Annotated in this window: 2 protein-coding genes; one reads left to right on the top strand and one right to left on the bottom strand. The window is 70.1% G+C overall.

Features of this window, described 5'->3' with window-relative positions; all coding sequences use genetic code 11:
* On the bottom strand, nucleotides 1-217 hold a 217-nt coding region (locus tag FVA95_RS29045; protein WP_193564260.1), incomplete at its 3' end, for a sigma factor-like helix-turn-helix DNA-binding protein.
* A 292-nt stretch (nucleotides 218-509) separates the two neighbouring features.
* Here FVA95_RS29045 and FVA95_RS31450 point away from each other — a divergent pair.
* Nucleotides 510-698 (top strand): hypothetical protein, encoded by a 189-nt coding sequence (locus FVA95_RS31450; protein ID WP_149666922.1) that lies wholly within the window; start codon nucleotides 510-512, stop codon nucleotides 696-698.
* Nucleotides 699-822: the final 124 nt, after the last annotated feature.

Raw genomic sequence — 822 nt, 5'->3', positions numbered from 1 at the left:
TCCGCGGGAACTGCGCCAACAGAGCCCGCACCTGCGGCTCGACCGCATCAGCCAGCGAACCCCGCGGGCCCCGTTCCCGCCGCGGTGGGCCCGGCGCCCGCAGCGCCGAACGCACCGTGTTCCGCGCGACTCCCAGCCGGCGGGAGATCTCCTTGATCGGGACACCCTCCGCCCGATGCAGACGACGGATCTCGGACCAGTCCTCCACCGACAACACCCCCTCAGCGTCGCCCAGAAGGGGTCAATCCCAATCCGACGTCAGGGGGTCAGTCTCAGGCCGTCGTCGACAATTCCGAGACGGGGACACCTATGTCCTCTGCCAAGGGGTGATCTGCGGTGGTGTGTGGCGAATGCAGCGGTAGCCAGGCGTGCGATGTGTGCGACGGCTACGGCGACTCGATCAACAGCATCGAGTGCGGGGCGTGTGGTGGTTCCGGGGTCTGCCCAGGCTGCTTCGGAGACGGCGAGACCAGCAGCCCGACGGCGCTGGCGGAGAAGGAGACGACGCGATGAGCACGACCACGAACACCCGCCCGCGGGTCACTTCCGGTGTGGGGCGGCTGGTGCGGCGGTTGGAGATCGAGCGGCGCCGCTGGGCCCGCGCCGAGCAGCCGGTGGTGGCGACGGAGCAGGCGTGGCGGGCCGGTGTCGCCGAGGGCCTGCGTCTGGCGCAGCTCGCGATCCGCAAGGGGGTCTGAGGCGGTGGCGATCAACCTCGGGGCCCGGGACCGGGTCACGACCCTGCTGTCCGCGTACGGGCTCTGATGTCGCTGTAGGTACGAGCTGGTTTGTCGTTGGTCCGGCGCGTCGGACCGAAGATCA

The organism is Pseudonocardia sp. EV170527-09, assembly GCF_008369905.1.
Taxonomy (GTDB): domain Bacteria; phylum Actinomycetota; class Actinomycetes; order Mycobacteriales; family Pseudonocardiaceae; genus Pseudonocardia.
Note: the sequence above shows the minus strand (reverse complement) of the source record. Positions and strands in the feature narration are given on the sequence as shown.